Source organism: Clostridium fermenticellae (assembly GCF_003600355.1).
GTDB classification, from domain to species: Bacteria; Bacillota; Clostridia; order Clostridiales; family Clostridiaceae; genus Clostridium_AV; species Clostridium_AV fermenticellae.
In genome coordinates this window covers 1,346,972-1,360,985 of the sequence record NZ_CP032416.1, presented here as the reverse complement: position 1 = coordinate 1,360,985, position 14,014 = coordinate 1,346,972, and the positions used below count along the sequence as shown (strand labels likewise).

11 protein-coding genes are annotated in these 14,014 nt (G+C 27.1%); all 11 read right to left on the bottom strand.

Translation table 11 applies throughout. The features are described 5' to 3' along the window. Positions 1-161: 161 nt before the first annotated feature. A complete protein-coding gene (gene cas2, locus D4Z93_RS06505) occupies positions 162-425 on the bottom strand; it encodes a CRISPR-associated endonuclease Cas2 (protein WP_119971525.1) in 264 nt (87 codons plus the stop codon). A 1-nt stretch (position 426) separates the two neighbouring features. After that, positions 427-1,410 carry a type I-B CRISPR-associated endonuclease Cas1b gene (cas1b, locus tag D4Z93_RS06500; RefSeq protein ID WP_119974259.1) on the bottom strand — a complete coding sequence of 328 codons (984 nt, stop codon included), beginning with the start codon at positions 1,408-1,410 and terminating at the stop codon, positions 427-429. 5 nt (positions 1,411-1,415) lie between these two features. Next, a complete protein-coding gene (gene cas4, locus D4Z93_RS06495) occupies positions 1,416-1,931 on the bottom strand; it encodes a CRISPR-associated protein Cas4 (protein WP_119971522.1) in 516 nt (171 codons plus the stop codon). 10 nt (positions 1,932-1,941) lie between these two features. After that, a complete protein-coding gene (cas3, locus tag D4Z93_RS06490; protein WP_119971520.1) occupies positions 1,942-4,209 on the bottom strand; it encodes a CRISPR-associated helicase Cas3' in 2,268 nt (755 codons plus the stop codon). Positions 4,210-4,329: 120 nt separating this feature from the next. Next, entirely contained in the window at positions 4,330-5,073 is a 744-nt protein-coding gene (gene cas5 / locus D4Z93_RS06485; protein ID WP_119971517.1) for a CRISPR-associated protein Cas5, read from the bottom strand. Between the two features lie 8 nt (positions 5,074-5,081). After that, positions 5,082-5,957: a type I-B CRISPR-associated protein Cas7/Cst2/DevR gene (gene cas7i, locus D4Z93_RS06480; protein ID WP_119971514.1), complete on the bottom strand. Its 876-nt coding sequence runs from the start codon at positions 5,955-5,957 to the stop codon at positions 5,082-5,084. 1 nt (position 5,958) lies between these two features. After that, positions 5,959-7,620 carry a type I-B CRISPR-associated protein Cas8b1/Cst1 gene (gene cas8a1 / locus D4Z93_RS06475; protein ID WP_119971511.1) on the bottom strand — a complete coding sequence of 554 codons (1,662 nt, stop codon included), beginning with the start codon at positions 7,618-7,620 and terminating at the stop codon, positions 5,959-5,961. A gap of 15 nt (positions 7,621-7,635) precedes the next feature. Then, a complete protein-coding gene (gene cas6, locus D4Z93_RS06470) occupies positions 7,636-8,367 on the bottom strand; it encodes a CRISPR-associated endoribonuclease Cas6 (RefSeq protein ID WP_119971508.1) in 732 nt (243 codons plus the stop codon). Positions 8,368-8,487: 120 nt separating this feature from the next. Then, the gene (locus D4Z93_RS06465; RefSeq protein WP_119971505.1) at positions 8,488-9,423 is read right to left on the bottom strand and encodes a helix-turn-helix transcriptional regulator; all 936 of its coding nucleotides are present in this window, start codon (positions 9,421-9,423) and stop codon (positions 8,488-8,490) included. 467 nt (positions 9,424-9,890) lie between these two features. Continuing rightward, positions 9,891-12,824, bottom strand: coding sequence for an ATP-binding protein (locus D4Z93_RS06460; RefSeq protein WP_119971502.1), 2,934 nt, complete (start codon positions 12,822-12,824; stop codon positions 9,891-9,893). After that, on the bottom strand, positions 12,814-13,950 hold the full coding sequence (locus tag D4Z93_RS06455) for a metallophosphoesterase family protein (protein WP_119971500.1): 1,137 nt from the start codon (positions 13,948-13,950) through the stop codon (positions 12,814-12,816). The genes D4Z93_RS06460 and D4Z93_RS06455 overlap by 11 nt, the downstream gene beginning before the upstream one ends. Between the last annotated feature and the right edge of the window lie 64 nt (positions 13,951-14,014).

Genomic DNA, 14,014 nt, shown 5'->3' with positions numbered 1-14,014 from the left:
GCCTTATTTTTCTTGCTTACAGGACTTTATGAAACTCTCAAATTCAATACATTTGCAGTAAACCTCCAGTAGTGCATGTTAACATTATAGCAAAGGCAGTTCATTCCTTCAATATCAATGCTTTTACTGTACTTTATAAAAAATGGGGTTTAATGCAAAATTTAAAGAAACAATTCATCATAATTTTTTTCTACTCCTATTATATCTTTCTTTATATTGTTAGAATTTTGCACTCTATAAATATAAACTGAATCTTCTGACCTTACTGTGTTTCTATTTATTTCAGATAAGCATTTATGAAGCTTGGATTCTGTTATATCTCCTTCAAAAACCGAATTTTGTGTCCATGTTAAATACTTTTTTACAATTTTTCTTACCCTGTTTACTCTTTTTTCACCAACATCATAAGTTAATATAACAAACATACTACCACCATGCTTTCAACGGTTTGTAAACTTCATCACCAATAAAATATTTTATAAGTTTATAACATTCAAGTTTTATAAAATTTCTGTAAGATACATTTCTATTTAAACTTCTATGCCTTATGGTAGTTGAAAGTTTATTTTCATATTCCTTTATAAATCTTTTTCTACCTTTATCATTTAAAAAACATACATCCTCTTGAATATCAAAATCATTCATTGTTATCATTCTATTATTAATAAGTGAAAATATCAAAGGATCTACTACTAATGGTTTGAAAATTTCAGATATATCAAGACATAAAGAAAATCTTTTTGTGGAAGGTTCATGAAGAAAACTTATAGTAGGATCTAACTGAGTTTTATATATTTCTCCTAAAACAGTTGTATACATCATACTATTTCCAAAAGAAATTAATGAATTTACAGGATCTGATGGTGGCCTCTTTTCTCTTTTTTCAAAGGTAAATCCATTTTTCAAAATATAATTGTAAGCAGAATAATAAGCATTTCTCATTCTTCCCTCTGCTCCCATTAACTCGTTTATATTTTTAGAAGATATCATGTTTATTCTTTCTTTTTCAATCTTTTTTATAACCTCTTCTGTATCTATCTTATGTTTTCTCAGATTTCTAAGTATATGATGAGCAGCGCTATCAATGAAACATTTAGCTATATACATTCTCTTTTCTTTTTTATTATAAAAATCGGCTTGATTCACCAATAAATATCCTGATACATTCTTTTTTCTTGGATAATAACTTCCAGAATAAAATCCATAATAATTATAAAAATTTACTATAACACCATACTTGCTTATAAAGTTAAAAAACTTAGTGTTTAATGTTATTTCACCAAAAAGATGCAATCTTTCAACTGCTTCTATTGGAATATCTCTAGATAAATCTCCGCCATTACTAAAATGGATTGTATTTTCTCTTCTTTTTATCTGTCCATCAGTAAATATATAATAATCCTTACCCATAACCATTAAGCCTCCTTTACAAAACAAAATTGATAATAGGCACATTTTTTACAATATGAAAGTTTTATGATTCTCGGAGGCTTGTCCTTATTTAAAATCTTATCTATATCTACTAAGGTTTTTTCTATCTCCAGTTCTGATTTTTTATCTAATTCAACAATTTCATTTCTTCTTTCTTTTACATAATTTAAAACACCTTTTTTCTCAACCCCAAGCTGTTTTAAATAATACAAATAGTAAAGAAGCTGCATCTTATCAACACCTTCCATTTTACTTGTTATCTTTATTTCACGTACAAACTCCTTATCCATTATATCCAATCTCAACATGTCATCAATTAAAACTTCTCTTGTCTTTAACCTTGAATAAGAATCCTCATGAACTGTTTTTCCTTCCATGACTCTGTCGCTGGTATCTTCCATAGTTATTCCTTTATTAAAAAGCCACAGCTTTCTTTTGCAAACAAAATAATAGTTAAATTTTATTCCCTGAACTTTAAAATTTTCTAAGTTAAATTTCATTTTCATCACCCTATATAATTTGATCTTCATCATCAAATGATTTTACATTCTTAGGTTTTTCAAGCCCTTTTTCATAAGTATAATTGAATCTAATTACAGGTATTTCATTATAGTCATCAAGTTTTACTTTTTCAGTATTTACAAAAAGATTTTTAATAGCCCACTGATATTCATACCCTTGTATACTTAAAGTTATATTTTTAATATTATTTTTAGCAATTAATTTTTCACTGTATTCTTTGGAATTATTCATTACTTCTATATTATCATTTATAAAACTTTTATTTTTTATAAATATACTTTCTGGAATAACTACTCTTGTTTCAATTTCTCTTAAAGAAATATCACTTTTATGAACTTCATATGGTTTTATATACTGAATTGTTTTTATTGTTTCTAAGATTTTATCAAAGTATTTCTTATCTTTTAAATTTTTAACAGAGTATACTTCTTCCACAAGTTTCATTTTTTTCTCTTCATCTAATTCCTGCATATTATAATTTTTTATTGCTTTCTTAGATAAATCAAATATATCAGAATCTATAACTGATTTATTACTAGTATTTATTCCAGATGTTCTTTTTTTATTTCCAATATAAATGTAAACATTAATATGTCCATCTTTAAGTTCTCTATTTCTATAAACTCTCCCCATTCTCTGCAAAAGTCCACAAATATCCGATAATTCAGTATAAAGCACATCAAAATCTATATCCAAACTTGCTTCTACAACTTGAGTTGCTATCCATATTCCAGTATCCTTATTTTCTAACTTTCCCATTTCAAAAATTTGATCTTCTTTTATAGTCCTATCTTTTTTTATAAATTTACTATGAAGCAAATTTATCTTATCATATTGTAGTTTTCCTTTTAACTGAATCTTAAGCTTATCATATATTTCTTGAGCCTTATAAACAGTATTTACTATTATTAAAACCTTTTTATCCATGCAGTTATTTTTAATTAACTCTGTATTTATATCTTCTTCCAAAATTTCAATTTTGTGCCTTAACTGAACTTTTCCATTAACTTTTTTGTAGAATGGTTGCGGTTTATTAAAATCTATTTTTAATTTTTCCATAAAATATTCAAATACAGGTGGAAAAGTCGCAGTAACTATAGTAAATTTTCCACCTAATTGTATTATTTTATGCAATGCAATTATAAGATAAGCAACTAATTCTGGATTATACATTTGTATTTCATCTATTATGAGTTTTGAATATGCCAAGGTTGCTAATTTTAATTCATAACCTTCATACATAAATACAAAATCTATCAATTGATCTAATGTACACACAGTTAGTGGAAGCGATAATTGTCTAGTTTTATCATAGTATTCTATATCAAACTTATTTTCTTTATCTCTCTTAATATATTCTGATGATGTATCGGAATGAAGAAGACCTGTTTTTTTCTTTAAAAATCTTATTTTTCCAACAACCCTATCATATATAGCATTTATTGAAACTTTTAATGGAAGTGTAAAAAATCCCTTATTATTTCCAATCCAAAATAGAGCAGCTTCTGTTTTTCCTATTCCTGTTGATGCTACTATTATATTGCTTTTATCTTGATTATCAATTAAGTATTCTTGAAGTTCATTAGGTTCATGATTATCTTTTTTCAAATATGCCAAGGTTTTTTCATACAAATTTGTATTTTTCTCTTCTATATTTATACTGGCACTTGCAGCAAAATCTATCTTATTTAACAATCCTTTAGTCATTATGTATTGATAAACTATTTCATCCTTATCATCATTTGGTATTCTAGCATTTCCAATTACAAATCTTACATAGTTCTTATATAATTTTCTTAATTTCCTAATCTTACCATACTTAAAGTCCTTTACATATTTACTCAGATCATATTGTATTATTTTTTGAAGTTCCTCCGAATTATTTAAAGATTTCCTGTTATGATGATAATATATACTTTGATACAATATTCTAATTTGATCTATATTGTATTTTTCCTTAAGTTCCTTATAAGGTAAAAACGCTGGACTCAAATATCCATGTGGTATTTCTTCTATATCCGGAAAATCATCTTTTAAATCATTTTTCATTTCAAGTTTACTCATTAATTTTAATTGAAATTTGGTATTCATCTTTCCTAAATCATGATATAAACACGCAATCTTAAGCATATCCCAGTCAACATAATTTATATTTGGATAAAGTTTTTTTAATTTTTGAAACTGTTTTATTAAATTATCAGTATGTTCCATTATAGTTTCTTTCGGTTTCGTTTTTGCTATATAATAATTAATCATAATCGAGCACCCTCTAACAAAAGTTTAATAAATATATCCATACATACTTTAAATTGATATTTAATAACATATTATGAAACATGTATGAATTTTAGTTAAAACAATTTACCCGCATAATACTTAAGCTAGAAATACAAAGTTCCCGTAATCATCCAAAATGGTTTCTACTTCACTATATACTTCATTCATATTAGCAACTCCATGAATAACTTTAATTTTTTCCCACTTTCTTATTTGAACATCTTTTTTTATATTTGCTTTATCATATTTTTTATTTAAGTTGTAAATTGTTCCTTTAGCTTTAAAACTGTACTTATCAAATAAACTTACAGGTATATATGCATCATAATCCAACTTTTTAGAGTTATCCATTAGCGTTTTCTTAATATTAACTACATTTATACTTTCAATTACAGCTAGATCTTCCCTCCTCCCTAAAGACATATATTCCTTAGGATTTTTTAAGGAATCATATATAAACCGAATAAGCTTCTGATTTTCTGGAACTATGTGTATTAATAGCTTTACACCAACAAGAAGTTCTGCTGTGGAAACTCCCCTTATTGCTCCATAATACTTTTCATCTTCCGAATTCATAATTTTTATATTATGTCTGCCTTCTTCAAATGCAGCTCCAGCAAATTCATATCTTGTATACAAATCATTTATTTTTGAATGATATTTACCCTGTATACTAACCTTCATAGGAACATATTCATCAAAACTGCACAAGTTATGAATCATACCTATTACTGTTGAATATGGAGGAAGAGGATATGTCTCTTTAAGTTGAAAACTAGTAGGTTTCTTATAATTAACTAAGTTTTGATACAGCTCTAACCTTATAGCTTTTTTTTCATTCATAAAATCACCTACTTACTTTCTAGATAATATGAATTAACTTCATCTTCTAATTGACTAAAAAATTCTCCCATATCAACTGTTGAAAGCTTCTCACTTATTTGTTTCTCGTTATTAAATATTCCGTTTATTAAGCCAACCTTTGTATTTGGTTTAATGCTTTTATCCAAATTATAAACACTTTCTATACTATTTATCATTACATTGTTTTTATATACTCTTAATTTATTTTCAAAGAAAGGATTTTTCAAATCGTATACGCCTCCAATAGCAAAAACAGGCGATAAATTTTCCCTTCTTCCTTTTATATCTCTGTATAAAAACTTAATAGTTTCCAATAATTTATTTATTCTTTTAGCCTTTTCGCTGTTTTCTATTTCAATTTCTCCATCTGCCCCAATCAAATCTAAATCAATAGCTATAGTATAAGCATAATATGATTTATGGATTTCACTTTGAGCTATATTTCCTCCCTTTATTTCTTCTCCTTGCTGTGTATATCTATCAAGTAATGATTTATTTGTCAAAAAATCCATATCAGAATTAAAACTTTCAAGTGAAATAGCATTTGATAATCTTACTACCGCAGCCCTTGTCCTACCTGGCTTTTTAGTTTTCATATATCCAAATAAATCAATCTCAGGATACTCTTTTATTGTAGCATCAATCGCAAATTGAATTACAGATCCATCCAAGTCTAAAGGAGTATTATCTTCACCCATTTGTTGTACAATATTATATCTAAGTGCTTGTCTTGATATATAAGTATAGCTTTCGCCTGTACCTCTTGATATCTTCTTTAATGCAGCTACATTTCCAACACCTTCACCGTAATTAGCACTTTCAGCCTCAAATATAAAACTTGCAGTTAATCCTTTTTTATTCATATTATTTTTCCTCCTCATATCCTTGAAGTCCTATTAAAAATGCATACCCAATTTCCTGAAACTTATTTTCATCCTTCAACATACCTATAAAATCTGTTGGTATTGGACTATTTAAATACAGATATGCATTTATTAAAGTCTCCATAAATTTAGATGTATTTTTAATTTTCAATGAATTTAAAAGCCTATAGGTTATTCCAGAAATTTTATTTTTACTGCTACCTGAATATCCAGAACGCAACTCCAAACCATATCTTTCAAAAGTATCTATATACTCACCTTTATTTTTATACTTTGTCATCTTCTTCCTCATACCTCCTTGTAAAAAATCATGATTAATTTTTAAGATCAAATAAATAAAACCAATTCCATTGAATTTACCTTCTAAATTTAAGGAAAGTAAATAATTTATAAAACTAAATTGATTTTTATTATTATAAAGTCTTTCTAATACTTCCGAATATAAATTTATATAATAGTCCTTTGATATTTTTATATATACATTTATTAATTTACTTAATCTTTTTCTATTTTTATATATAAGTACAAGCTTTGACTTTGATAACAAATTAAAAGAATAAGGCCTCCTAACATTTTGAAAATCATATTTAACAACTTGTATATTTTCAATTTCCTTATTAAAATTTTCAACACTACCTTGTTCTATATTTTTTACTATATTAAAATATCCTTGTTCCTCTAACTTCTGAAATTTATCAATGCCTTCCAATGATAATGTATTCGCACTAAATAAATCTTCTATACTTGAATTTTGATTTATAAATAAACCTTTACCTTTTAAAATAGTAAAGCCTGCCGGAACACATGAATAAACTAAATTACATACTGGACATATATATGAGTCACCATTAAAATTCCAAAAATGTGATGATTTTCTTGACATATCTACACCAATCTTACTTAACCATGTTAAATCATATGCTTTCGGTTTAGATAATTTAGATATTTTATTGTCACAAGTAAAACAATCATATTTGTACTTTTTCTTCTCTGCTTCAGCATAATTTAAGACTCCATCAATGAAATATGTCTTATACTCTTGAAACATATCATTTTTACTGTTATTTCTATTTAAGAAACTAACATCTGACCAAAACTGTTGTATAATATTATAAATTATATTTTTAGCTATAATTATTCTTTTTACATCATCTCTTTTTAAATAATTTATTATAAGTTTTAGATTATTTAATTGATTACAAATTTCTTCTACTACATCTTTTATGTTCTGCTTTTTAGTTTTCTTTATCTTCTTTAGTTTCTTTTCCTTTTCAAGTAAATCTATTTCCGGGTTTTTAAGTAAAAGGTATGCACTCTTATAACTGTTACTTGTTAACTTTTTTTTTATATTTTCAATATAATTATTGATTGTTTCTAAATTCTTGTCACTAACTTTATTTTTATCAAAATTAATTATATAATCTTCAAAGCTAACTATTTTATACCAAGAAGTAAATCTTTTATATTTTCGAGAAAAGTATTTAAAATATTTTTCTTCGAAGTTTACCAAAGCATCAGCTTCAAATTCAAAATACTTTCCTTTAGGATTGTAGGATATTTCTTCTTGGTTCAATATTTTTATCAATCCAACCAATCCAGCATTATATAACCAATCTGACATCTTCAGTTTTATAGTTGTCATAAAATTTCACCTCCATTACACCACCTCTATCATTCCAAAACCTTGATTCCTGCGATATCCCACACCTAACATATATATATCCTTCAAATCTTGAACATCACCACATAGTTTAAATATTCCAGAATAAGCTTCAACATAATATATGTCTTTACCAGAAACCTTTTTAAAATCTTTTATTTCTTCCTTAACAACTTTTTCTTCCATTAATACAGGTGCAAATTGTACATTTTCTTTTAAACCATAACCTCTATAATTTTCGAGAATTTTGTTTTGAATATAATTAAATTCTTTAGAATATTCATTACTCGTAGGAGAAATTGAATTTCCATTTATGTCTTTCATGTAAATAGGTGATAATGTTTTAAAGCATAATTCTTCTTTTAAAATGTTTTTTTCCTGCTGAATAGTTATCTTAAGTTTATCTATTTGGTATATTTTCTTATATTGAAATGATTTCTTCTTTAAAATACCATTATAAAGCTTCAACATGAATTCAATGTCAGGTGAAGATATATTAATTTGCACAAAACCATTGATCTTTATTTCTTCTTTATCTATTTTGTAATCCTTCAGGTAAACAGAAAAAGTAAAGTTCTTTGATTTTTTATTCTTCTTATTTTGAAAATAATATAGTTTATTTAAATATTCCTCATCTTCTGCCTTAAGTGCTTCTTTTATCATACTTACAAGCATCATATGATAACATAGTGGTATTTTTTCTGTTTTAAAAGTACATTTAAATCTCACATTTTTCACCTTCTTTCCCCAAATTGTCTTATAAATTTATTATAACAAGCCTTTAGGAACTAATTATGCCATAATAGCAAAAATACTGATTACACTAAATAATTGTAATCAGTATCACTATTAATAATATTTTTGGATTTTATCAATTTCTTCTTTTATTGCTATTTTAAGCTCTTCAGGTTCTATAACTTTCACATTGCCTCCCATACTTAATATCCAACTAACTATTTCTGTTTTTCCAGACATAGATGCCTTAAATATTATAGATTCATCATCGTTCCAGGTGATTTTCTGATTTTCAACCCATGTTTTCTCACTTATTATATATGACATTGGCTTATAAATATGCAGCTTTACATTTAATTTACTATCTCTATAAATTCCAATGCTGTCTTTCATATATTTTTTTAATGAAAAGTTTTTATCCATCTGAAATTTAGAATCTAATATTCTATATTCTTTAATTCTAGATATTTTAAAATCTCTTACTTCTTTTCTCTTTTCACAAAATGCTATCATATAAAGAGAATTTTTATAACTCATAATAACATAGGGATGAACTATTCTGATACTTAATCCAGAGCTTAGTGAAAAATACTTTATTTCTACTTTTCTTTTAGTTATTACTGAATAGTTTATATCTAAAACTTTCTTTTTATCTTTAACATCAACATTTTCTCTTGCAGATTTTTGAAAATACCGGGCACAATTTTTACTATTAGATTTGCTAATCACATTCATTTTATCCATTAAATTATTAAACTCTTTACAATACAGAAAATTCATGCTTTTCAATTGAAGATTTACTAAATTAAGTATTGCTAAATCTTCATCACTGATATTTAAATTCAATAAATAATCATATCCTTCTATGCTGTATCCTCCATCAACACCTGTTACAGAAGCTATATTTACTCCGGCCAACTCTAAATCCTGCTTATATTTTCTGATTTGTCTTTCATCGACCTCCAATTCTTCAGCTATATCCTTGCATTTCATTTTACCTCTGCTCTTTAAGAGTATTATCATGTCCAATAAATTAGAAAATTTACTCATATTATCAAACTCTCCAGATTATATTTTTATCTTCTCCATCTAGATAGCCAATGGTTGAAGATAGTCTTTTCTATCAATTTTTTTAATAGTCTCCTTAAATGTCAATATTGTCTTTATAACTTTTGAGTATCGAATTTTATCTAAAAAATCAAATAACACGATTGCCGGTTTCATTTAATCATCACTTTCACAAAACTTTATGTTATACAGGGTTTGTAATTTTAAAGTTAATTTATACCTAAGGGAGATGCTGACAAAATATAGGTACATTAAATGCTTTTATCGTAATTCTTGGCCCGGTATTTTAGAAAATATATAAAGATTGATATGTTTGAGCACAGCGAGTTTATCAATCTTTATTAGATTTTCGAAATACCGGGCTTTAGAATTACTAAAAGCATTTATAGTACCGGATTTTAGCAGCATTTCCCGGAGGAGGGATTGATTTTTCATTTATAAACCCTATATCAGATTTTAACTATATTCTGAGTATAATCCCCTGCAGTTTCTATTATATTTTTGTGGCAGGTAAACAAAATAAGCTGAAAATCACTTCCTCTTTTAACTGAATAAGAAGATAAGAATTTTAAAGCTGCCTTAAGCCTTTGGTCATCATACTGCATCAAAACATCATCTAAAAATAATGGCAGTGAAGTATTTTTAGATGATATTAGTTCCGTAATTGCCAGTCTGAGTGCAAAATAGGACTGGTCAACAGTTCCATTACTTAAATATTTCCACTCTCTATAGTGAATACCTGATTTAATTGACATATCATAATCTTTTGAAACAAGGATATTATCGTATTTACCATTACTGAGACTTTTAAATATTTCTGACGTTTTACGATTAAGTTCTGGACTGAAGCTGCTTCTCATTTCGTCTGATGCTTCACTTACAACTTCTAATGCAGCCTTGAGTGAATTGTAGTAGTCATTTTTTCTTTCTAGCTCATTTTTCTTTTCTTCTATCTCTCTCTCAATATTAATCGAGTTTTTATCAGGTGTCCTTACTCTCTTCTGGATTTCAAGAAGACGATCTCCAATATGCCTGTCTAAAAAATATTTTTGCTTTTCTTTTAATTCTTCCATAGAATAGCTTCTCTCTTTTTCATATTCACCCTTATAGCTAACTATATAATCCTCAAGTTTCATCTTTTCCGCATTTAAGCTATCATATGAAGGCAAGCTATATCCCATACCTTCTGCTATATCAGATACCTCTTTCTTCCTATTTTCAATGATACTGACTTTCTCTATAAGTCCTTTTATCAAAACCTTTGCTGCTTCATAATCCTTTACATCCTGGTATTTATTTACTTTATCTAAAAATTGCTGATGCTTTTTTAAATATTCATCCTCAATCTTATTTACTGCTTCTTTGCTTTTTATATTGGACATATAATAAAGATACTTTTCATTATATTCCTCTATAGATGAAACTGACTTTTCCTGCATTTTTTTAAGAATATCGTCCTCTAGTGAGCTTAATAAGTCCTTTATCATATTTTCATAGGAAATCACATATTCTTTATCAAAATTTTTAACACTTGCATTTGATATTTCATTTTTTTTATTTAAACCTAATTCTTCAGAGTATTCATTATTTACATAGTTTAATTCTTTAATCAAAGCCTCCTTTTTGATATATAAATTATTTAAAGCTATATCATGATTATTTTTTATATCTAAAAATTTTCCCAGCAGGTTTAAATAATAATCATTTTTCCCTTTAGTTAATTTTAGATTTTCTTCAATTTTTACAATACTGTCTGATATAATTTCTATTCTACTTTTATATTCTTTTGTTTTATCAGAAATGTACTCTTCATTCCTTTTATATTCAGTTTTAATATTTTTAAGTTCGTCATTATTTTTTATATCTGAGTTCTGATCTTCATATTTGTATTTAACACTGCCTGAATTATGATTTTCAAACAGATACGAAGCTATTAAAATAACAACAGCCACTCCTATTAATGAAATATGGTTTATAACTAAAGCCATTATTACAAAAATAGCAGCAATACTTATGCTTAAAATAAAGAATTTATTATGGCTTTTACTTTCTCCTTTAGTTCTGTCTTTTTGCACCTCATACACTGATTCCTTCTCATTTAAAAACTTAATTTTCTCATCTAATACCTGCCTTCTAGAATTCCATTCTATTTTATTTCTTTCAAATTCGTGTACAATGGTATCCTTTTGACGTATTTTACTTTCCCTATCCTCTTCATATTTCTTGTAATCCATATGATATTTTTTAAATTGTTCTATGAGTTCTGTATGTTTATTTAGAGAATTTTTAAGCTTACTATAATTATCTTCTGACATCTTATATGATTTAAAATTTGGAAATAAAAATTTGTTAATCCTGTCCAGTAAATTCTCTAATCTATTCTTTTTTAATACGAGTTCATTTATACATTCATATTCTTTTTTACTAAATGGCATTAAGCTTTTTCCACCATCAATTGATGATTTGAGCTTTTCAAAACTCCCCTTAAGCTTTTCACTTTCATCCATGAGCATGCTACATTCCCTTAAGAATTGCTTTAATTCATTAAACTTAATCTTCCCTTTACAAATATCTTTTTCCAGATTACTATAATCTAATATTTTTTCTATAAGAGAATCTATTTTGTTAAGTCTGTCTTTAATTTCCTTGACTTTAATCATATTATCTATATTTTCCTGCTTATGAAGCTCTTTTTTTAGTGCATCATATTCTCTCAAATTATCGCTCTGCTCATCCTCAAGTGCTTTAACTTCAGACAGTTTATTATATAAAACATTTAATTCATTTTCGGTATCAACAAGTATTCCTTTTTTACCACTTTTTGATTTCATATCTTCTACTGCACCATTTATACGTTTAAAAACAAGTTTTTCCGATACATCTTCATCTCCTGATGAAACCAAATTTGACATCAATTTTTCTGCTACATCATCACCATTTCCATCTGCAGAGAAACTTCCAATATTACTTATATATGAACTGCGCTCAAATCCAGATAAATTAAGTCCAAAAAACCTTTTTCCCACTTCCTCATCTTTCCCTAGGAGCACCTCTTCACCATTATCCATATTAATCAATTTAATTTTATCCGATTTAGGAGTTAAACCCATGTCCTTCTGAAAGCTATAATGCGTTTTACCATCATAAAATTCGATGACACCATTCATATTGGAGCCATCCCACGGCCTATATTTTTTTCTGAGATTTTTATTTATATCTCTTCCCCTTTCAAGTTTACTGTAAAACATCATTTTAATAAATGCCATAATGGTTGATTTTCCGGATTCATTCTCACCATAGACTAATTGAAAACCGCTTTTTAAATCCAAACTATAATCTTTAAATTTACCAAAACTACCTATCTTAAGTTTGTTAATCTTCATTATACTTCACCTCACATGAGAATGCTCTTAATCCTATTTTAAGTGCCATATAGAGTTTTTCTTTTTCTTTAGGTTCTGCATTATCTATTCGTTCTAACATCTTTCTTACAAACACATTCTTAAGAGTTATTTCATCTGAAAGATTGTCAAAATCTATATTCATCCTTGTGCTATCCTTAAGTTTAATAAAAAAGACATCACATAAAAATAATCTTATATCATTTATATCAATATTTACATTATTTGAGAGCATGCCATATAAATCAATCTTATAAAGATTTTCCGCATATTTTTCCCCAAACCTTAATTTCATTTTGTCTATTATAATATCCGCCGCCGTTCTAGCATTTTGTGCATTTGAAATGTCCACTCTAAGTTCAATATTCATACGCCCGCAAACCCTTCTATAATCCAACTTGCAAATGTCTTTTGATATAGTACCTATATAGATACCTTTTTCATCAAGTTCATCAAAACCCCTTCCCTCAGGGCATCCTGAATAAGCATAAAATGTACTGCCAGCCTTAAGTACATCCGTTTTTTTATGAATATGTCCCAGGGCAATATAGTCCATTTTACTATCTGAAATCTGTTTTTCTGTAATTGGATTATACCTGCTCCTTTGATTTTGAGCTACAAGTTCTCCATGGACTACACATATATTAATCAAGCCATCATCAACATTTTTAAAGTTTTTGATCATGGACGACTTACTCTGTGTACTTAAAAAAGCCGTTCCCCACACGCACACACTAGAATCTTTAATTTCTACCTTTTCAAGAGAATTTTTAAATATGATAACATTTTTAGGCCAGAAGTTTTTAATTACATATGGTGAATCACTTGAAGCGGGGTCATGATTTCCAGGTGCAATTACAACTGTTGTATCTTTTATTGCATCAAATCCGTCTCTTATCTCACAAAGTAAATTTTTATTAACATGAACATCATCAAACAAATCCCCTGCTATAAGCAGCAATTCAACATTTTCATCCCTGCACAACTTTAAAATATTAAAAAATGTACCTTTAATTTCAGCTTTTCTTACAGCAGCCTTGTTCCCAAGTATTGATAGTTCTGATCCTAAGTGAATATCTGCACAATGAACTATTTTAATTGTCTTCATATTTGTCACCTCGTACTAATACCAATTCTTATCAATATATATAATTATATATTACAGCAATTCT

Excerpts from the sequence above, each read along its gene's own strand:
- D4Z93_RS06465 (WP_119971505.1), bottom strand. The coding sequence starts at position 9,423 with ATGAGTAAATTTTCTAATTTATTGGACATGATAATACTCTTAAAGAGC.
- cas7i (WP_119971514.1), bottom strand. The coding sequence starts at position 5,957 with ATGAATAAAAAAGGATTAACTGCAAGTTTTATATTTGAGGCTGAAAGT.
- cas2 (WP_119971525.1), bottom strand. The coding sequence starts at position 425 with ATGTTTGTTATATTAACTTATGATGTTGGTGAAAAAAGAGTAAACAGG.
- cas5 (WP_119971517.1), bottom strand. The coding sequence starts at position 5,073 with ATGAATGAAAAAAAAGCTATAAGGTTAGAGCTGTATCAAAACTTAGTT.
- cas4 (WP_119971522.1), bottom strand. The coding sequence starts at position 1,931 with ATGAAATTTAACTTAGAAAATTTTAAAGTTCAGGGAATAAAATTTAAC.
- cas3 (WP_119971520.1), bottom strand. The coding sequence starts at position 4,209 with ATGATTAATTATTATATAGCAAAAACGAAACCGAAAGAAACTATAATG.
- cas8a1 (WP_119971511.1), bottom strand. The coding sequence starts at position 7,620 with ATGACAACTATAAAACTGAAGATGTCAGATTGGTTATATAATGCTGGA.
- D4Z93_RS06460 (WP_119971502.1), bottom strand. The coding sequence starts at position 12,824 with ATGAAGATTAACAAACTTAAGATAGGTAGTTTTGGTAAATTTAAAGAT.
- D4Z93_RS06455 (WP_119971500.1), bottom strand. The coding sequence starts at position 13,950 with ATGAAGACAATTAAAATAGTTCATTGTGCAGATATTCACTTAGGATCA.
- cas1b (WP_119974259.1), bottom strand. The coding sequence starts at position 1,410 with ATGGGTAAGGATTATTATATATTTACTGATGGACAGATAAAAAGAAGA.